Raw genomic sequence first — 19,017 nt, forward strand, 5'->3', positions numbered from 1 at the left:
TACAAAAAAAGAGGGAATTGGTCCCTCTTCACTTTTTACACATCATAATTTACAACGTAATGCTGCATTTCCGTATTGTAGTAGCCTTCACTATATTCAATTACTTCTCCAACTTCATCGTAAGAATAGCGCATACGTTTTAATAACGCTGTTCCCTCTTTTTCTCCTAACGCTTCTGCAACGAAATTAGGCGCAAATCCAACAGCGAATTCATCTCTGAAGTTTTCTAAATGTATACCACGGTCCTCGACTAGATCATAAAGCGATTGTAAGTCAAAGTCCGCTAAGTCTGTACTTGCCATTTGTGCTGAGAAATAGTGCGTATAATGAATGTACGGAGTATCATTTAAAGCATATAGGCGCTCAATACGAAAACTCTCTTTACCAAATAAACGAAATGGTACTGTTCCTTCTTCATTATGAACCACTTCTGCCTTTAGCAATTTCTTTTGTACTTTATAGCCTTCTTCCACTAACACTTCTGTAAATTTCTTTCCCTTTGAAAGCTTTGTCGCAGAAGTATTTCGAATGACTTTCGTTCCTTTACCACTTTTCTTTTCTAAATATCCTTCTTGAACGAGTTCTTTAATTGCGTTTCGCACTGTAATTTTACTCACTTTGAACTCTTCTTCTAATTGTGGTTCAGAAGGAATATTTGTATGAATGGCATAAACACCATGTAATATTCGATCACGAATAATATTTTTAATTTGTAAATATAATGGACCTCTTTTTCTCGTTACGTTCACCGTTACACCCACTACCTTTCTACATCACCTACTGATGCCGTCATTGCCCGAAGTATATCTTTCTCTGATGACATTGGCGTATCACCGACGATTGTATGTGCAAGCATTCCAGCTGCTGACGCAAATGAAACAGCTTTCTCTGGTGCAAACTCTTCTATCTCGCCATGAATAATTCCGCTCGTATAAGCATCTCCAGCACCTATTCTATCATATACAGAAAACGTAAGTGTTTTGGCAAAAGTGAACGTCCCATCTTTACATATGAATCCGCGAAGTGAGTGTGTATTATCGCTATTAATAGAACGATGTGTCCCAGCAATTGTAGCGATATTATATATTTCAGCGACTTTTGGAATAAGATCAACAAGCTGTGCTTCTCGCTCCGTCTCTTCCGTTTTCATTCCGAGAACAAACATCGCATCTTTTTCATTCATCATTACAATATCGGCAAGGCCTAACATTTCTTCATAATGAGGTTTCGCCTGTTCATACCCATCTTCTCCCCAAAGCGATGGACGATAGTTGCAATCGAAAACGACAGTGCCTCCATTTTCTTTAACTGCCTTCGCCAAAGATTTCATATGATGGCGCACAGTATCATTCATCGCAAGGGTAATCCCGCAAAAATGAACGATATCAATTTCTTTTGCGATTTCTTCAAATTGGTACATCTCTTCACATGCCGTATTGAAACTACTTTCTAATCGGTTCGAATATGTAACGCGGCTTGCGCGTGCTCCAAATCCATTTTCTAAAAAGTACATACCAACATATTTACCGCCTCTTGAAACAAACGGTGCCTGAATGCCTAACTTTTGAATATGTGATACCGCAGCATCCCCAACAGAGTTTTCCGGTAAAGTTGAAATAAGAAAACCTTCATGCCCTAGATGAGAAAGTGCTGCTGCAACGTTCACACCTGTACCAGAAAATGAGTAATTTAAGGTGTTTGCTTGCGATAGCAATTCATACCCTGGCACTTGCAGGCGCATCATTACTTCACCGAATGCTGCAATTTTCTTACGCATATTGATCAACTAACCTCTTCACGACTGCTAGTAATTCACGAACATCTTCTGTTTTCGTATTGCCAGTTTCTTTATCAATAATAGAAGAGTACACGTGCGGGATAACTTGCTCTACATTTGCCTCTAATGCAATACGTACAATTGTTTCAAAGTTCTCTTTATCAATTCCGCCTGTTGGCTCTAATGCAAATCCTTCTTCCGCACATGCTTTCGCAACAGCGCGATATTCTTCTTCATGAGCTAAGCCTTTCATTGGGAAGTATTTCAATGAATTCCCGCCCATATCACGTACAAGTGCGATTGCTGTTTTAATTGGAACGATTGCTTTTTCTTCTCCAGCTGCACTAATTGGACCAGTAGAAATATTTACGTACCCTACTTTTCCTGTTGGTGATACTAAACTATTAATCCAGCTATCTTTTCCGCCAAGATTTGCACGCGTCGCTCCAACTGAAGGGAACACTTGGTTAATATGACTACCAGGATAATGCTTCGCAATTTCAGCTACAACTGCTGCTTGGCGATTATCTCCTGCTCCAAGTCCGATTGATACAGCGTCATCAATTTCTTTTCCGTATGCTTTCATCGCAGTTACTGCTTCTTCTACTGTTGGATAATCTTTTGATAACACTCCAACGACTACATAACCTTCTGCTGCTTCAAAAATGTTTTTCGCATTTCGGGTATTGTTCGCTAATACATTTAATGCTACGCGGCCTTTATAAAAACGTTTTTGAATGTTTGTCATTTTAGTTTCCCCCTACAATTTCTCTCATTTTTTCTTCAATTACATGTATGTCATCACCTTGAAGTGGACGTGGATCGATATCAAAGAATCCTTGTCTTACTCCGTAATCACGTGTGTAAATTGCGATTTCCCCTTCGCGTAACGCGGTCACAACATCTTTTGCAGTTTTATTTAATTCGTTCTCGTTAATATGAATACGCGCTCTAAAAATTGCTCTTCCAGCTTCATCTTGAACGATTGTTACATTTACACCGTTTAACTCTTTCAGCGGCATAAGTACTTGTAACAACTCTTTTTCTTGTTCACTCTTATCTTCTTTTACTCCGTACTCATCAAGCGCTTGAAGTAAACCGAAAGTTGTTTCTTTCCCAACTTTCATACTTCTACCGCTGCAATGTAATTGCACTTTTAGCCATTCAATATATTTTCGTTTACCGCCGACAATACCAGAAGTAGGTCCTTCAATCGCCTTTGAACCGCTATAAATGGCTAGGTCTGAATACTTCACGTATTTTTGAATGTCTTCTTCAGCTGCCGCATCAACGATAAGTGGTACATTATTTCGCTGTGCTACTTCCCACGCTTCTTCAACAGAAATCATATTTTTTTGCACTGCATGATGCGATTTCACATAAAGAATAGCTGCTGTATTTTCGCCAATTGCATCTTCAATATGCTCTGCTTTCCCTTCATTTGCGTAACCCACTTCAACGAGCTTACCGCCGCCTAAATAAATCATCGTTTCAACAGGAGCACCGTATTGAACGTTATGACCTTTTAACATAATCACTTCGTTTTTCAGGATTACCTCTTGATGAAGTCGTTCACTCTTACGACGATTTCCTTCTGTAACGATACCAGCGATAGAAAGCGCAATTCCGCTTGATGCTGAATTTACAACAACTGCTGCCTCTGAATCTAGAATTCTCGCAATATGGTCTCCCGCTTTATCTATTAAATCAGCAATTTCTACATAATTTTGTCCACCATGTTTCATCGCATCCATCACTGTATTTGTCGGAGCGGATACACCTAAAATACTCATTCTACCGCTCGCATTAATAACTCTTTTTAATCCGTACTTAGCATTCAATGAATGACCCATTGATTACAACCCCTTTCGTATCAATTCTTATTTCAGCAATGCGCTGATCCCCTTCTGAATCAATTAACGTAATCGGTTCATCTTTCACCGTAAATAAAGTTAAGTTTGCAATATCGCCTTCTTGAATACGACCAAGCTCTGGTTTTTTCAGCCACTCTGCCGCATTTTTCGTAACTGCATCAATTACTTCTTCTAGCGGATAACCTAAGTAAAGGAATTTCGAAAGAACGTTAGCCATACTGTAAACTGGACCGTGTATACGATTCTTCCGGTAAATATCTGTACTAATCGTATTAAGGGCAATGCCGTAACGCTTCGCTGCCTCTGCTACTTTAAAAGAAAAACTAGCATTACCATGCCCAACATCTAAATGAACACCGCGTTTCACTGCATCTAATAACACAGATATCGGTTTTCCTTCTTCATCAAATAAATTATTTTCTTTCCCGTTTAAGTAATGTGTAATGACATCATCTTTTTCTAAAAGAGGTACAACTTCCTCTATACGCGGAGGAGCTGAACCGATATGTACCATAATCGGTAATGATGTTTCACGAGATAAAGAACGCGCTACGTGCAGCGGTTCAATTCCGCTATCACAAACGACACTTTTACTCATTCTCGCTTTTAATCCAACGATTACATCTTTATACTTTTCTACTGCATCTATTACTTTCTCTTTATCTATCCATTCCATATTGGATAATTCATCAATTCGTTTCAAACCGATGCGAGAAATATTTAAAAAGGCAAATAAATTCGTTTTTGCCTGCTCTCTACTTTGTACTAAATCTGCAATACGATCAGCTCCGCAGCTACCCGCATCAACAATTGTCGTTACCCCTTGCTTAACGCCAATTTCATCCACCCCATCGCCATACGGATCAAACTCTGGAAAAGCATGAACGTGTAAATCAATCCAGCCACTCGATACGTAAGTACCTGAGTAATCAAGAACCTTTCCACCCTCGCCAGCACCAGCTTTCGTCACCTGTGCGATTTTATTATTTTCAACTACAATGTCAATCTCTTCCCCGTTCACACGCTTCACATTACGTAGCACGAATCGTTCTGTCATTGTATTTCCACCCTTTTCTATAAGAAGCCATAAGAATACGCTTACATTAAAATTTCATTTTATATCTCTTTCACACGTTTAGCGTAACACAAAAAAAGGAAGAAGTAAATATAACGTTATAATGTTTAATGGTAAATAAAAAAACAATCCACAAAATGTTGATAGTACAGGAAATTATATCAATGATTCGACAAGGAATATCGATCTACCGACAAAAAACGGCAATCTATTTCTTATATGCCAAAAGACTGACCCAAAACGGACCAGCCTTTTTCTCTATTCCTGAACCGTCACAATAACCCCGTCCATATTGTTCCCCGAAATTTCATACTGCTTATTCGCTGGAACATTCACTTTCATATTACCCGAAACTTTATAATACGAAACCGTATATTTCTTACCTTCAACATCAGTTGAAATTTCTTTTTTCTCTTTGAGGAAGTCTAAATATTCCTCTAATGTAATTTTCTCTTTTTGCATAATCGCACTATGTGGTAAGCCAACATAACGTATATGCCACGGCTCATATTGAATGCCTGTAATATCGCTTTTATTTTTCGGATAACGTAAAACAAATCCGTGCTTCCATACATTATCTTCAATCCATTTTCCTTCAGGCGCTTTCTCCATTTTCTTTTGAGTAGACCCAACGTCGAGTGATAATCCTAAATTATGTTCACTATATCCTGCTGGAAGTGCATAATCAGATCCCATTTCTTTATATAATTTACTTTGTTCTTGAAAATCTCGGTAACCGCTACTCATTAAGAAATGCTGTACTCCATCTTTCCCAGCTGCATCGACAACGTTCAAAAACTTTTTTACAACCCCCTCTGATAAGCGAAGATTTCTATCAAATATTACATAGCCTCTTACTAATTCACTATTGTGATTTACATTTATAATATCGGACCTAACACTATCTTTTTTAACTGGGTAATCTTTATTAACTAATAATAGATCACCTTTATAAATTTGTTCCTCTGTAACCTCTATCTTTTCAGTGTTCGCGGCTTTTACTTTATTATCTTTTTCTGCAATTTTAACATCGATCTCCTTTTGAAATACTGGTGATATATAAAAGCCTACACATGCTGTACATACTATAAAAAGAGAAATAAATACCCACTTTTTCATTTCTAGTTCCTCCTTAACGTAACTTACGTATAGAATAGAAAAAACTATTAAAATAAAAAGTGGGGTAAAGTTTAAATTTTTATTAAATTGCTTTGCTCTCTTCTTTTGGTAATCTCACTTCAAATATCGTTCTAATTACGTTACTTTCAGCAGAGATTGTCCCATCATGCTGCTCGACAATATTTTTCGCAATAAATAACCCAAGGCCTGTACCACCTTGCTGCTCTGATCTTGCTTTATCACCTGTATAAAACATATCAAAAAGATACGGTAAATCCTCTTCTGGAATGCTATCTCCGTAATTAATAATTTGTACAACTACCTCTTCATGATCAATATATCCGTTCATATCAATAAAATTCCCATCATATCCGTAACGAATCGCATTCGTTAAAAGATTTTCAAAGACTCGAGCTAATAATTTTCCATCACCATTAATATGTAAGTGGGGCACAATATTCAATCTCGCTTCTAAATCCTTTTTTTCTAATGATGGATACAATTCTTCCTCTAACTGTATAAGTAGTTCACTTATATCAATTGGTCTTTTTTCCAGCTGCAACATGCCATAATTCATTCTCGTTATTTCAAATAATTCATCAAGTAAGCTTTCAAGCCTTTCAGATTTCGTAAAAGCAATTGTGGAAAAATGCTTAATTTGTTCTTTCGTCAAATTCTCATCTTTAAGAATTAAATCTAAATACCCTAAAACAGATGTTAGCGGCGTTCTTAAATCATGAGCTAAGTTGACAATGAGCTGATCTTTACTACTTTCCGCAAAGTCTCCTCGTTCAACTGCTTCTTTTAATTTCTCACTCGCTACATTTATTTCACGAGCAATATATCCAAACTCGTCATTTGATGAAACGCGAACTTGATTTGTAAAATCACCGTTCGCCAAATGATGAATCCCGTTCGAAATCTCATCAAAATATTTTAAGTATGGTCTAGTAAGGAAGAAGAAAAACATAATGGATAGAGGGATAAAGATAATTAAAAAGAAATTAATATCCCCAATTTGTCTTACCATTGAACGAAATTGGGCTAAAGGATCCTCATAACGAACTACTAGCTTATAATAAATCCGTAATCCTTCATAAAGTAAATACGTTATGCCAGCAGCAAATATCATACTTAGCGCAAATAGCATAACCATCTTTGAGCGAAAGCTTCTCATTTTTTTAGCCATTGAAAGTATACCCTACTCCCCATACCGTTTTTATTAACTTATTCTTTCTTTTATCTTCCCCAAGTTTTTTCCGCAGTGTACGAATATGTACCATAACTGTATTTCCACTTTCGTAATACCCTTCAGCCCATACTTGCTGAAAAATATTTTCCACACTGTACACTTTCTTCGGATGACTCGCTAATAAATATAAAATATCAAACTCTTTTGGGGTTAATTCAATTTTCTCATCGTACACATTTACCGTTCGGCGCTCAGGATCAATAACAACTCCGCCAATTTCTAAAGCAGATTTACTCTCCGCTACTTTCGGCTGATTTAACGTAAGAAATCTACGCAGTTGTGCGTTTACACGTGCAACTAATTCAATCGGTGTAAAAGGTTTCGTCATATAATCATCTGCGCCTAATACAAGACCTGTCACTTTATCAAAATCAGATGTTTTCGCACTTAAGAAAATGATTGGCATGTGGTGCTTGCCGCGAATCTGCCTCGTCACTTCATATCCATCCATTTTCGGCATCATAATATCTAAAACCACTAAGTCAATTGGCTGCGTTTGAATAATATGCATGGCTTCTTCTCCATCAGCTGCTTTAACGACGTGGTAACCCTCTTTTTCTAAATGTATCTCAATTAAATCAGCAATTTCCGCTTCATCATCAGCTATTAAAATTGAAATGCGCTTCATTTTAGTCCCCCTACTTTATTCTGTTTTCATACGCTCGATTTTAAACTAGTCTATCCAATTTGTACACTGAGAAAAGGCTACCCGTAAGAGTAACCTTGATAAATGAAATTATATCGGCGATTTTTTAAATATATCGACTTACCGAAAATTAACGACAAAATCATCCCGCTATTTGCAGGTAGTCAGTACTAATAAAAGCTCCCATTCATCGCTCAAAAATAATCCGCTGCTTTGTTATTTCTTCCAACCTGCCTCGATCTACTTCATACTCACGTTCAATACTTTGCGGTACCCTTACTTTTCCGCCTTCAAGCATCACTTCTGGTGAAATGATATCCCTCTCCCAATGTCTACTAGAAGCAGATATATCTCCAGGAATCGTAAAGTTTGGCAATGAAGCGAGTGCAACATTTTGAGCTCGTGAAATCCCCATTTCTACCATGCCACCGCACCAAACTGGTATGTTATGCTCCATACAATAATTATGGATTTGAACGGACTCTGTTAATCCGCCCACTCGCCCTGGTTTAATATTAACGACGCGGCAACTGCCAAGCGTAATCGCAACACGTGCGTCTTCTAAACTATGGATGCTTTCATCTAAACAAATCGGTGTCTCAATTTTCTTTTGCAGTTGTGCATGATCCAGAAAATCGTAATCCGCTAACGGTTGTTCAATCATCATAAGCCTAAATTCATCTAGTCGTTTCAACTTCTCCGTATCCGCTAATGTATAAGCTGAATTTGCATCAGCCATTAACGGGATGTTCGGAAACTCTTTGCGAATTTCTTTCAGTAATTCGTAATCATGTTCTGGCTTTATTTTCACTTTAAAGCGCTCGTATCCTTCTTCCGCGTACTTCTCGATTTGCTTTAACATAACGGGAATTGTATTGATCCCAATCACAACGCCGACTTCAATTTCAGACCTATTTCCGCCAAGCAATATCGCTAACGACTGCTTTTGACGCTTCGCATATAAATCCCAAACAGCACCTTCAATTCCGGCCTTTGCCATTCGGTTTCTCTTTATATGTTTGAACAAAGACGGTACTTCATTCGGATGAGAGATTTCAGCTTTCAATAAATCTGGTAATAAAAAATCCTGAAGTACATGCAGCGCTGTCTTCACCGTTTCCTCCGTATACCACGGTTCAGAAAATGCAACGACTTCACCAAAACCAATGTATCCATCTGTATCTTCTAATTCAATGACGATACTTTCACGCTTTTCATAAGTCCCGTAACTTGCCGCAAACGGGATAATGAGCGGCATTTCCGTTATATAAAGTGTCGCTTTTTTTATTTCCACCTACATCTCCTCCACTAATTGTCTTAACTCTCGTCTTAACAATTTCTTCGAAGCATTTCGTGGTAATTCCTCTAAGAAACATGCTTTCTTCGGCACTTTATATTTCGCTAATTTCTCTTCGCAAAAACGAAGAATTTCTTCTTCTGTTACGTCTACACTTTTTACAACAAAAGCAGCTGGTACTTGTCCCCAACTTTCGTCAGCCATACCGACAACACCCGCTTCTACTACCGCCGGATGAGAGAGCAATACTTCTTCAATTTGAGCTGGATATATATTTTCTCCCCCAGAAATAATTAAATCACTGCGTCGATCTAATACGTATAAAAATCCTTCCTCATCTAAATAACCGAGGTCACCAGTATGAAGCCATCCATTTCTGATCGCCTCATGCGTCGCATCTTCACGGTTAAAGTAGCCACCTGTTACGTTCGGTCCTTTTACTACAATTTCTCCTTCAGCACGGGGCGGCACAACTACGCCGTCTTTTTCAATACGAAGCTGACACTGAAATAGTGGTTTTCCGGCTGATCCTACTTTCGTTAACATATAATCCGCTGTTAACGTACAAATTTGCGATGATGTTTCTGTCATACCGTACGTTTGATACACAGGAATTCCTTTTTCCACACATGTTTCTAATAACGGCTTCGGTGCTGGTCCTCCCCCAAGTAACATGCATCGTAAAGAAGATGGATATGTACCTTCGCCAAGTCGTTCTAATAAATCTGTTAGCATTTTAGAAACGACAGAAATAATCGTAACGCCTCTCGTTTGAAGTGCTTTATGAATAAAATTAGCATCATATTTTGGAACGAGTAAAATGCGCATACCGTACATAATATTTTTCATTAAAAGAGATAACCCGCCCACGTGGAACATTGGCATACATGCTAACCAACAATCATCATCACGAAGCCCTAAATTAAGCGAAGAACCGACTGCACTTGCCCAGTGGTTACCGTATGTTAAAATAACGCCTTTCGGTTTCCCTGTCGTCCCTGACGTATAAATAATTGTCATCGCTTCTTCTAAAGAGAATTCTTCTTGTATAAATGCTTCCGCCTTCGGTCCTTGCATCACTTCAGCAAATGAACATACTGGAACATTTTCCGTCTCAAACTCTTGATCCGTCACTAAACAAACAACTTCCGCATCATCCATTTGCCAAAGTAGCTCTTCTCTTGAAAGACGCGTATTTAAAAGCACAGCTACTGCACCTATGTAAGATAGGGCGTGAATAACTGTAATCATCTCCATACCATTTTTCATCAGAACAGCCACCTTTTGCGCCCGCTTCACTCCTACATGCGTGAGGTGTTCACAAACAGATACTACTTTTTCATGCAGCTGCACGAAAGTAACCTTCTCCTCTTCAATTTCAATTGCAGTGCGATTAGGTGTTAAAAATGCACGTTGCATTAACCAATTCGGCATCGTCTCCATCACTCATTCTCCTTTCATGAAAGAAAGAGACCTGATATGACATCAAGTCTCTTAGTTGTTTTGTTTCCGGTGTGATCTCATCTAGCTACAGCGGCTAGAACAGTCGGTCGTTTCACGCCTTCCTACGAGGCAAAAAGCGCCTCTTTGTCAGGAGTTCCAACGCCCTCTTGTTCTGAACGAGCTGCTTCCGCTTTTGGTTTCATCCAGCTACAGCGGCTAGAATGTTCGGTGGCTTCACTTCTTCCTACGAGGCAAAAAGCGCCTCTCTGTCAGAAGCTCCATCCCCCTCACATTCTAAGCGAGCCGCTTCCGCTTTTGGTTTGATCACGGGAAACGAGGGAATTGACCGAAGTCCGGAGTGCGTTTTTCTTTGAACGCGTCGCGGCCTTCTTTTGCTTCGTCAGTTGTGTAGTACAATAACGTTGCGTCTCCAGCTAGTTGTTGAATACCAGCTAAACCGTCTGTGTCTGCGTTGAATGCAGCTTTTAGGAAACGAAGTGCCATTGGGCTGTTTGCTAAAATTTCTTGTGACCATTGTACTGTTTCTGCTTCAAGTTCTTCTAATGGTACTACTGTGTTTACTAAGCCCATATCAAGTGCTTCTTGTGCACTATATTGACGGCATAGGTACCAAATTTCACGAGCTTTCTTATGGCCTACCATACGAGCTAAATAACCAGCTCCGTATCCACCGTCAAAGCTTCCTACTTTAGGACCTGTTTGTCCGAATACAGCGTTGTCTGCAGCGATTGTTAAGTCACATACGATATGAAGTACGTGTCCACCACCGATTGCATAACCTGCTACCATTGCGATAACCGGTTTAGGGATTGCGCGAATTAGACGTTGTAAGTCTAATACGTTTAAACGTGGGATTTGGTCGTCACCTACATAGCCACCATGACCGCGAACTTTTTGGTCGCCGCCAGAACAGAATGCACGTCCACCTTCACCTGTTAAAATGATAACGCCAACATTTGCATCATCACGAGCGTGTGCAAAAGCATTGATTAACTCCATTACCGTTTTAGGACGGAATGCATTATGTACTTCAGGGCGGTTAATCGAAATCTTTGCGATGCCATTGTATGTTGAATAAATAATATCTTCGTAATTGCCTTCTTTTACCCATTCAATAGTCATTACTATTACCTCCTTTTATATTTCTGATCTCCGCTATAAGTGCAACTTCCTTCTTGCTGAAAAAAGTATCACTGCATAGTTTTTAGAAATCCCTTTACTATTGTATCAAACTTTTCCGGTTGTTCCACATGAATTGCATGGCCAGCCCCATCAATTTTGACAAATTTCGCATGAGGGATGCATTTTTTGATGTTTTTTAATAGGCGAAAGAACTTTTCATCACTTTCTCCATTCATTAAAAGGACAGGCATTTTTAGGTTTTGCAATTCGTTCCACCATGAAGGTTGAGCCCCTGTTCCCATGCCGCGAAGACTATTTGCAAGTCCTTTTGGATCATTAGCAAGTCGTTCTTTTCGCACCGCTTCTTTTACGTTTTGCACTAAACGTTTTTGCGTTTCAAATAGCGGAATATTTTCCCATATCGAAACAAAACTTCGGATGCCTTCTTGCTCAATTTTATCGGCAAGTCGTTCATCTTTTTCCTTGCGTTCTTTTCGCTCCTTTGCACTCTCAAGTCCAGCTGTACAGTTTTCTAAAAGAAGCGAACGCACATATTCTGGATATAAGCATGCCATCGTAATCGCAAGTCTACCACCCATTGAATAGCCAAGTATGTGCGCATTTTCAATATGAAGATGATCCAGTAGTTCTTTCATTTGCAGCGCCACATTTTGAATATCATAATGCGTCACATCTTCAGGACTTTCCGTTTTCCCGTGTCCAACAATGTCTACTAGAATGACTTGAAACTGCTCGCTCCAAGAAGGAATAAAGGAACCCCACGTTTCCATGCTTCCCGTAAAACCATGAAGAAGTAGAAGTGGTTCCCCGCTTCCGGCTACTTCATATTCATACGATACACCTTGCAATGTTACTTTCATTTTGATTCACCTTGCAAAGATGTAGTAATAACGTCCATTGTTTTTGCCCATAGTTCACGATGTAATTTCAAGTTTTCTTCGCGATTCGTACAAATTTCCACAACGTGTAATCCATTCGTTTTCGTTCCAGTTTGTACTTCTTCTCGGAAGTTTTCCCAACCATTTACACGGCTAAATGAACCACCATACATTTTGACAACATGTTCATAATCAAGCCCAATTGGTGTTCCAAATAATGATTCGAAATGTTCCTTTTTCTCGTATTGTGGTAAGAATGAGAAAATACCTCCACCATCATTATTTACAACAACAATCGTTATATTTAACTCATGTAGTTTCGCGGCTAATAGTCCGTTTAAATCGTGATAAAATGATAAATCACCGATTACTAATACGAGCGGATCACAAATAATACTCGCTCCTAAAGCTGTTGAAATGATTCCATCAATACCATTTACACCGCGGTTCGCCATTACTTGAATGTTTTTATCCGATGTGAAGAAAAATGAATCGGTATCGCGAATTGGCATACTATTACTCGCAAATAACGTTGCCCCTTCTGGTAATACACGTACAATATCCGTAATTACTTTTCCTTCAAACGCCGTTTCATATGTTTCCATCTCACGAAGCGTTTCTCTCGTTTTCTCGTTTATATGTTTCCACATTCCGAACCAATCATTCTTTTTCATAACTGGCATTTTCTCTAGTAATGCTCTGCAAAATTCACTGTCACTAGCTTGTACAACTTCTGTCGCAACTAGAGCTGGATCTCTCCATTGTCCAGATTCATCGACAACGATATGAACAGCTTTCGTTTGTTTTTTGATGAACTGCGTTAATGCTTTAGAGACAGGCATTCCTCCGAAACGAATTAAAACATTCGGCTTCCACGTTTCTTTTAACAATTCATTTCGTAAAAATGTATCGTAACAATCTATAACCATCGTTTTATCATGATTACCACTACGGAGGTTAGAAAGTGGATCTGCTAAAATTGGATACCCTGTTTTCTCAGCTACTTTCATAACAACTTCTGTTATTTCTGGATGACTGCCGTCTCCACAAATAATAAGCCCCTTTTCCATATGTGAAAGGCGCCCTACAAGAGAATCTACATATTCACTCGGCATCGTCACGTTCCCTTGCTGAACTACTCCTGTATATTCACCACGCCCTTTATCCCATAAACTTTCTAATGAGAAATCCGGTATAAGCGGCTCGCGAACTGGAAAATTAAGATGAACAGGTCCTTGCGGCGCTAGAAGTGCGCTTGCTATCGTACGCTGCGTTGTCATTCGAGCGTAATGATACATTGCTTCACTCGCTTCAGGAAGTGCCATCTCTGTAAATTGCTTCACAAAAGTACCGTATAAATTAAATTGATTCATCGCCTGTGGTGCACCCACATCTCTTAATTCATGCGGTCTATCCGCTGTTAATACGATAAGCGGCACTCGTGAATGAAACGCTTCACATACAGCTGGATAATAGTTCGCTGCTGCCGTCCCTGACGTACATAATAGCGCAACAGGACGTTTTTTTGCTTTCGCAATACCGAGCGCAAAAAATCCTGCTGATCTTTCGTCTACATGTAAATATGTTTTCATTCCTTCATGTTGTTCCATTAGTAAGGCAATCGGCGTTGACCGTGAGCCAGGACTAATGACAACATCACATACATTTAGACGCGTCAGTTCGTCCACGAACGCGCCTAAATAATATGATAATGCTTCTATATGATTGTTCATTTCATTAATTCCTCCAAAGCACCAAGCATCGGTCTAAACTTCAAACTTGTTTCTTCATATTCAAGCTGCGCTACTGAATCAATTACGATACCACAGCCGGCAAACAAGGATGCCTTCTCGCCATTTAATAATCCGCAGCGAAGTGCAACCGCAAATTCACCATTTCCTTCATCATCTATAAAGCCAATTGGTGCACCATATAATCCTCTATCTAAAAGCTCTACATCACGAATTAATTTCAACGCCTCATGACGAGGTGTACCACCAAGAGCTGGTGTTGGATGTAATTCTTCTACCATCGTTAAAAGACTTGCATCACCTTTTGCTTCTACTGGCGTATATAAATGGATTAAATTTTTCGTCGTTAATAAGCCTGGGCTCTCCGGAATATTAACAGATTCGCAATGCTCACTTAGCACACCTCGAATCATGTTAACTACATAACCGTGTTCAGCCAAATTCTTTTCATCATGAAGAAGCGTCTCACCATTTTGTTTACTTTCTTCTATAGAATTGCCATGACCAATTGAACCAGCAAGGCACATCGATGTGAACTTCTCGCCTTCTTTTCGAATCAATCGCTCAGGTGTCGCCCCTAAGAAGCATGCTCCTTTATAATCAAAAGAAAATACGTAACAATCCGGTTGCCCAATGCGAAGCGCTTCTAAAACAAGAACGGAATCAACATGCTGATCCATCGTTAATTTTAGCTCCCTTGCTAATACAACCTTCTGCACGTTCCCTTGCTTCATTTCATCTTGCACTTTTCCAATCGCGTTCATCCAGCCACTCGGATCAACTTCTACTTTAGAAGTAACTGTTAATTTTGATCCTACTAGTGCACATTTACTCTCTTGTAAAATTCTCTCTTCTACAGAAATAATTTCGTTATAAAGAGTTTCTGCACAATCTTCAGCTGAAACGAACTGATTAATCGTTAACCACGCCTTTTCATTTTTTACAGTTAATAAAAATGCTGGTAGTGAAAATGTGGTATCATCAAATTCTTTCCAAAGATTCGTTTTTTCTTTTTCTTGGTCAAATGAAAATCCACCAAATAAAAGAGGACCTGTTCCAAATTCGTATCCTTCTCTTTGTACGAATGCTTTCTCTTTTACTTTATCCCACTCGTCACGAGCAGTTTGAAAGCGTTTGTGAGAAGAATTTGCTATAGTGAAAACAGAGCCAATTCCAGCAAATATTACATGCTGAGCTGGGTCTGCAAAATAACATCTATTTTCGAATGCGATCCTTTTTCCTGCTGCATAAAACAGAAGTGGATCCACCCAATCTATTTGTTTTACAAAACTAACTAATGTTTTTTCATCAGTCGTACGCTTAATAGCTGTAACAAGAACTTCTTGTAAGCCTTTTCGTTTCGTTTGAATCACAATTGTCTCCCCCCTATGGGCGAAAAATAGTCATAATTACGCTTGATTTTAAGATACACCTCAAAGGAAAGGCCTGTCAACGTTTAGCATTTCTGAGAAATTCACCTTCTCTTCCTAGAAAATAAACGTTGACACTAAATGATGCTTTTTCTACACTTAATTGTGTACAATATGTGACCAAGGAGGATTCAACATGGAAATGAACGTCGAAACGAATTCCTCTCCTACGGCGCCAAAGCCAAGTAAACAAACAGGCTGGCGAATTTGGTGGAGTTTATTACGTCCCCATACATTAACAGCAGCTTTCGTTCCTGTTTTCATCGGAACAGCTTTTGCAATGCAGGTCGGAGGTATAAATCAAATACATCTTCCTCTTTTCTTTATGATGCTTCTTGCTTGCCTTCTCATTCAAGCAGCAACGAACATGTTTAATGAATACTTTGATTATAAAAGAGGACTCGATCATGAAGGTTCAGTTGGAATCGGAGGTGCTATCGTCCGCGATGGCATTAAACCAAAAACCGTGCTTAACTTAGCATTCGGATTTTTAGGCATCGCAACGCTATTAGGTGTTTATATTTGTATGAACTCTAGCTGGTGGCTTGCTGCAATCGGTCTTGTTTGTATGGCCGTTGCTTACCTTTACACTGGTGGCCCCATTCCAATTGCGTACACACCATTTGGAGAGCTAACAGCAGGATTATTTATGGGTGTCATTATTATTGGTATTTCATTCTTTATCCAAACAGGGGCAGTAACATCAGAAGTGATTTTATTATCTATTCCAAGCTCCATTTTAATTGGTGCAATTTTACTATCTAACAATATTCGTGATTTAGATGGTGATAAAGAAAATGGTCGTAAAACGTTAGCAATTCTCGTTGGACGCGAAAGAGCCGTTGGTGTACTTGCTTCTATGTTTATCGTTGCCTACATTTGGACAATCGCTTTAATCATCGTTAACATCGTATCACCATGGATGCTTATCGTATTCTTAAGTGTACCGAAAGCATTTAAAGCGACGAAAGGCTTTATCGGCAAAAGCATTCCAATGGAAATGGTACCTGCGATGATTTCAACAGCAAAAACAAATACAATTTTCGGTCTCCTAATGGGAATCGGATTATTGCTTGGATACTTCCTATAGAAAGGAGCTGCTTATGCGGCTCCTTTTTTCATATACCAATTTCCCGGCTGAAATTCATCTCATAATTCCTACTCTCAACGCTCATACTATATAAAGAAACTGAATTGTAGGAAGGTGGACGACTATGTTAACTCCACAACAAATAAATCAATTTAAATCTATTCTAGAAAAACAACAGCAAGAAGTTGAACAAACGATACAAACTCATGAAGATGAAAACCGTGCATCTGAACGTGATTCAGTAGGAGAATTGTCTGGCTATGACAACCATCCAGGTGATATGGCTACAGAATTGTACGAACGTGAGAAAGATTTCGGACTCATCGAATTTTGGCATAAACAGTTAGAAGATACGAAACATGCTCTGCAAAAAATTGAAGCTGGTACGTACGGAATTTGCGAAGTGTCTGGTGAGGAAATTCCATTTGAAAGATTAGAAGCAATGCCAACTGCTACAACGTGTATTCAGCACACTACAAATAAATTAGATATGCAGACGCGCCCAGTTGAAGAAGAGGTGCTAGATCCTTCGTTTCATAAGCACGACGAAGATCATTCTGTAGAGTACGATGCTGAAGATGCTTGGCAAGACGTCGCAAATTACGGAACATCAGAAACACCATCCGATTTAGAAAGACAGGATTCAAAAAACTATAATGGCATGTACGTAAATAGTGAAGAAAATGTTGGGTATGTAGAGGATTTCGAAAACTTTATTGGAACAGATATGTATGGAAAAAACCCACAAGTTTTCGCAACAGAAGAACATGAAGAATATGAACAATTGCTTGATGACTTTGAAGAACGCACCTTTAAAGGTGAATTATCTTCAGATGAGTCTGGTTCTAAAGCATAAAAAAAGCATTCCGAAATTCGGAATGCTTTTTTTCGCTAGCTAATTAGTTTTTTGTAACGTTAGCTGCTTGTGGTCCGCGGTTTCCATCAACGATTTCGAAAGAAACTTCTTGACCTTCTTCTAAAGTTTTGAAGCCGTCGCCTTGAATAGCTGAGAAATGTACGAATACGTCTTCTCCGCCTTCAACTTCGATGAAGCCAAAACCTTTTTCGCCGTTAAACCATTTAACTTTACCTGTTTGCATGTCATGTACCTCCTAAATAAAAATGAAACTATGAATCCACATGAAAAGGTGGATATAAAGGACATGAATGTATAACAAGCTTACAGCCTTTAATACAACGTGCTTTATTTCCGTACCACATTATGTAGCTCAATAGTGTTTTCACTATATCATGCTATATCAAAAACGTCAAATGAGAACACTTTCGTCCCATCGTTTTTTATAATTCTAGTATAACCTTAAATTTTCATTCTATTTTTATTCAAAAATTAATAAAACTACAGTATTCTAATTCCTTTGATTTCTGTACAATATAATTACTACATATGATGAGGTGAAAAAATGCAAGCACATGAAATCGAGTATAAGTTATATGGCGATGATATGCAGTTTGTCGAAATTGAATTGGATCCAGAAGAAAGCGTTGTCGCAGAGGCTGGCGCAATGATGATGATGGAAGATCATATCGAAATGGAAACGATTTTCGGTGATGGTTCTGGACCATCTAGTGGTCTATTCGGTAAATTAATGGGCGCAGGTAAACGTCTCGTTACAGGTGAAAGTATGTTTATGACTGTATTTACAAATACAGGTCATGGCAAACGACACGTATCATTCGCCGCTCCTTATCCTGGAAAAATTATTCCTGTTGATTTAACAGAATATCAAGGAAAAGTAGTCTGCCAAAAAGATGCATTTCTTTGTGCCGCAAAAGGTGTTTCTATCGGAATTGAGTTTACTAAAAAAATAGGAACTGGTTTCTTCGGTGGTGAAGGTTTCATCATGCAGAAACTTGAAGGTGATGGTCTAGCTTTCATGCATGCAGGCGGAACTGTATATAAGCGTGAATTGAAACCTGGCGAGAAACTTCGCATTGATACAGGTTGTCTCGTTGCAATGACGAAAGATGTTAACTACGATGTTCAATTCGTTGGAAAAGTAAAAACGGCTCTATTTGGCGGCGAAGGTTTATTCTTCGCAACGCTAGAAGGTCCTGGAACGGTTTGGATTCAGTCCTTAACACTTAGCCGCTTAGCAGCACGTCTTACAAGCCCAGCAGCTCAAAACAGCGGTGAAGGTAGCGTTTTAGGCGGACTTGGTCGTTTATTAGATGGAAAAGAGTAAGAAGTGCCCTTATAGGG

General features: G+C 39.0%; 18 protein-coding genes. 3 read left to right on the forward strand and 15 right to left on the reverse strand.

Annotated features, from left to right (window positions below; genetic code table 11):
- Nucleotides 1–35: 35 nt before the first annotated feature.
- The 14 genes from MHH66_RS24180 to MHH66_RS24245 all read right to left on the reverse strand — a co-directional run bounded on the left by MHH66_RS24180 (nucleotide 36) and on the right by MHH66_RS24245 (nucleotide 15,649).
- A complete protein-coding gene (locus tag MHH66_RS24180) occupies nucleotides 36–761 on the reverse strand; it encodes a GntR family transcriptional regulator (RefSeq protein WP_002015828.1) in 726 nt (241 codons plus the stop codon).
- Complete coding sequence (locus MHH66_RS24185; protein ID WP_002129637.1) at nucleotides 761–1,777, reverse strand: sugar kinase; 1,017 nt, start codon at nucleotides 1,775–1,777, stop codon at nucleotides 761–763. Before MHH66_RS24185 ends, MHH66_RS24180 begins: the two co-directional genes overlap by 1 nt.
- A complete protein-coding gene (dagF, locus tag MHH66_RS24190) occupies nucleotides 1,770–2,525 on the reverse strand; it encodes a 2-dehydro-3-deoxy-phosphogluconate aldolase (RefSeq protein WP_078184709.1) in 756 nt (251 codons plus the stop codon). The genes MHH66_RS24185 and dagF overlap by 8 nt, the downstream gene beginning before the upstream one ends.
- A gap of 1 nt (nucleotide 2,526) precedes the next feature.
- Entirely contained in the window at nucleotides 2,527–3,630 is a 1,104-nt protein-coding gene (locus tag MHH66_RS24195; protein ID WP_063218171.1) for a DgaE family pyridoxal phosphate-dependent ammonia lyase, read from the reverse strand.
- The gene (locus tag MHH66_RS24200; RefSeq protein ID WP_078184710.1) at nucleotides 3,608–4,708 is read right to left on the reverse strand and encodes an amidohydrolase/deacetylase family metallohydrolase; all 1,101 of its coding nucleotides are present in this window, start codon (nucleotides 4,706–4,708) and stop codon (nucleotides 3,608–3,610) included. The genes MHH66_RS24195 and MHH66_RS24200 overlap by 23 nt, the downstream gene beginning before the upstream one ends.
- Nucleotides 4,709–4,984: 276 nt before the next feature.
- The gene (locus MHH66_RS24205; protein WP_063218172.1) at nucleotides 4,985–5,845 is read right to left on the reverse strand and encodes a M15 family metallopeptidase; all 861 of its coding nucleotides are present in this window, start codon (nucleotides 5,843–5,845) and stop codon (nucleotides 4,985–4,987) included.
- 82 nt (nucleotides 5,846–5,927) lie between these two features.
- The gene (locus MHH66_RS24210; RefSeq protein WP_002138832.1) at nucleotides 5,928–7,034 is read right to left on the reverse strand and encodes a sensor histidine kinase; all 1,107 of its coding nucleotides are present in this window, start codon (nucleotides 7,032–7,034) and stop codon (nucleotides 5,928–5,930) included.
- A complete protein-coding gene (locus MHH66_RS24215; protein ID WP_002034509.1) occupies nucleotides 7,027–7,725 on the reverse strand; it encodes a response regulator transcription factor in 699 nt (232 codons plus the stop codon). Before MHH66_RS24215 ends, MHH66_RS24210 begins: the two co-directional genes overlap by 8 nt.
- A gap of 205 nt (nucleotides 7,726–7,930) precedes the next feature.
- On the reverse strand, nucleotides 7,931–9,037 hold the full coding sequence (menC, locus tag MHH66_RS24220) for an o-succinylbenzoate synthase (RefSeq protein ID WP_002034510.1): 1,107 nt from the start codon (nucleotides 9,035–9,037) through the stop codon (nucleotides 7,931–7,933).
- A complete protein-coding gene (locus MHH66_RS24225) occupies nucleotides 9,038–10,483 on the reverse strand; it encodes an o-succinylbenzoate--CoA ligase (protein WP_078184711.1) in 1,446 nt (481 codons plus the stop codon). It abuts the gene before it with no gap.
- A 324-nt stretch (nucleotides 10,484–10,807) separates the two neighbouring features.
- Complete coding sequence (gene menB / locus MHH66_RS24230) at nucleotides 10,808–11,626, reverse strand: 1,4-dihydroxy-2-naphthoyl-CoA synthase (protein ID WP_002089233.1); 819 nt, start codon at nucleotides 11,624–11,626, stop codon at nucleotides 10,808–10,810.
- Between the two features lie 68 nt (nucleotides 11,627–11,694).
- Nucleotides 11,695–12,507, reverse strand: coding sequence for a 2-succinyl-6-hydroxy-2,4-cyclohexadiene-1-carboxylate synthase (gene menH / locus MHH66_RS24235; RefSeq protein WP_078184712.1), 813 nt, complete (start codon nucleotides 12,505–12,507; stop codon nucleotides 11,695–11,697).
- The gene (gene menD / locus MHH66_RS24240; RefSeq protein ID WP_002143569.1) at nucleotides 12,504–14,258 is read right to left on the reverse strand and encodes a 2-succinyl-5-enolpyruvyl-6-hydroxy-3-cyclohexene-1-carboxylic-acid synthase; all 1,755 of its coding nucleotides are present in this window, start codon (nucleotides 14,256–14,258) and stop codon (nucleotides 12,504–12,506) included. The genes menH and menD overlap by 4 nt, the downstream gene beginning before the upstream one ends.
- A complete protein-coding gene (locus MHH66_RS24245) occupies nucleotides 14,255–15,649 on the reverse strand; it encodes an isochorismate synthase (RefSeq protein WP_078184713.1) in 1,395 nt (464 codons plus the stop codon). Before MHH66_RS24245 ends, menD begins: the two co-directional genes overlap by 4 nt.
- A 193-nt stretch (nucleotides 15,650–15,842) precedes the next feature.
- Here MHH66_RS24245 and MHH66_RS24250 point away from each other — a divergent pair, with 193 nt between their 5' ends.
- Nucleotides 15,843–16,796, forward strand: a complete 954-nt coding sequence (locus MHH66_RS24250; protein WP_002015811.1) for a 1,4-dihydroxy-2-naphthoate polyprenyltransferase — start codon at nucleotides 15,843–15,845, stop codon at nucleotides 16,794–16,796.
- Between the two features lie 124 nt (nucleotides 16,797–16,920).
- On the forward strand, nucleotides 16,921–17,652 hold the full coding sequence (locus MHH66_RS24255; protein WP_063218175.1) for a yteA family sporulation protein: 732 nt from the start codon (nucleotides 16,921–16,923) through the stop codon (nucleotides 17,650–17,652).
- Between the two features lie 43 nt (nucleotides 17,653–17,695).
- On the opposite strand, the gene cspD is transcribed toward MHH66_RS24255, so the two are convergent.
- Nucleotides 17,696–17,896, reverse strand: coding sequence for a cold-shock protein CspD (gene cspD, locus MHH66_RS24260; RefSeq protein ID WP_001193051.1), 201 nt, complete (start codon nucleotides 17,894–17,896; stop codon nucleotides 17,696–17,698).
- A 321-nt stretch (nucleotides 17,897–18,217) separates the two neighbouring features.
- Between cspD and MHH66_RS24265 the strand changes: the two genes are divergently transcribed.
- Nucleotides 18,218–19,000: a TIGR00266 family protein gene (locus MHH66_RS24265; protein WP_002191043.1), complete on the forward strand. Its 783-nt coding sequence runs from the start codon at nucleotides 18,218–18,220 to the stop codon at nucleotides 18,998–19,000.
- Nucleotides 19,001–19,017 lie beyond the last annotated feature (17 nt).

Source organism: Bacillus sp. FSL H8-0492, assembly GCF_038006145.1.
Taxonomy (GTDB): Bacteria; Bacillota; Bacilli; order Bacillales; family Bacillaceae_G; genus Bacillus_A; species Bacillus_A mycoides.

Coding starts and splice junctions, on each gene's coding strand:
- MHH66_RS24185 (WP_002129637.1), bottom strand. CDS start 1,777: ATGCGTAAGAAAATTGCAGCATTCGGTGAAGTAATGATGCGCCTGCAA.
- dagF (WP_078184709.1), bottom strand. CDS start 2,525: ATGACAAACATTCAAAAACGTTTTTATAAAGGCCGCGTAGCATTAAAT.
- MHH66_RS24195 (WP_063218171.1), bottom strand. CDS start 3,630: ATGGGTCATTCATTGAATGCTAAGTACGGATTAAAAAGAGTTATTAAT.
- MHH66_RS24200 (WP_078184710.1), bottom strand. CDS start 4,708: ATGACAGAACGATTCGTGCTACGTAATGTGAAGCGTGTGAACGGGGAA.
- MHH66_RS24205 (WP_063218172.1), bottom strand. CDS start 5,845: ATGAAAAAGTGGGTATTTATTTCTCTTTTTATAGTATGTACAGCATGT.
- MHH66_RS24210 (WP_002138832.1), bottom strand. CDS start 7,034: ATGGCTAAAAAAATGAGAAGCTTTCGCTCAAAGATGGTTATGCTATTT.
- MHH66_RS24215 (WP_002034509.1), bottom strand. CDS start 7,725: ATGAAGCGCATTTCAATTTTAATAGCTGATGATGAAGCGGAAATTGCT.
- MHH66_RS24225 (WP_078184711.1), bottom strand. CDS start 10,483: ATGGAGACGATGCCGAATTGGTTAATGCAACGTGCATTTTTAACACCT.
- menB (WP_002089233.1), bottom strand. CDS start 11,626: ATGACTATTGAATGGGTAAAAGAAGGCAATTACGAAGATATTATTTAT.
- menH (WP_078184712.1), bottom strand. CDS start 12,507: ATGAAAGTAACATTGCAAGGTGTATCGTATGAATATGAAGTAGCCGGA.
- menD (WP_002143569.1), bottom strand. CDS start 14,258: ATGAACAATCATATAGAAGCATTATCATATTATTTAGGCGCGTTCGTG.
- MHH66_RS24250 (WP_002015811.1), top strand. CDS start 15,843: ATGGAAATGAACGTCGAAACGAATTCCTCTCCTACGGCGCCAAAGCCA.
- MHH66_RS24255 (WP_063218175.1), top strand. CDS start 16,921: ATGTTAACTCCACAACAAATAAATCAATTTAAATCTATTCTAGAAAAA.
- cspD (WP_001193051.1), bottom strand. CDS start 17,896: ATGCAAACAGGTAAAGTTAAATGGTTTAACGGCGAAAAAGGTTTTGGC.
- MHH66_RS24265 (WP_002191043.1), top strand. CDS start 18,218: ATGCAAGCACATGAAATCGAGTATAAGTTATATGGCGATGATATGCAG.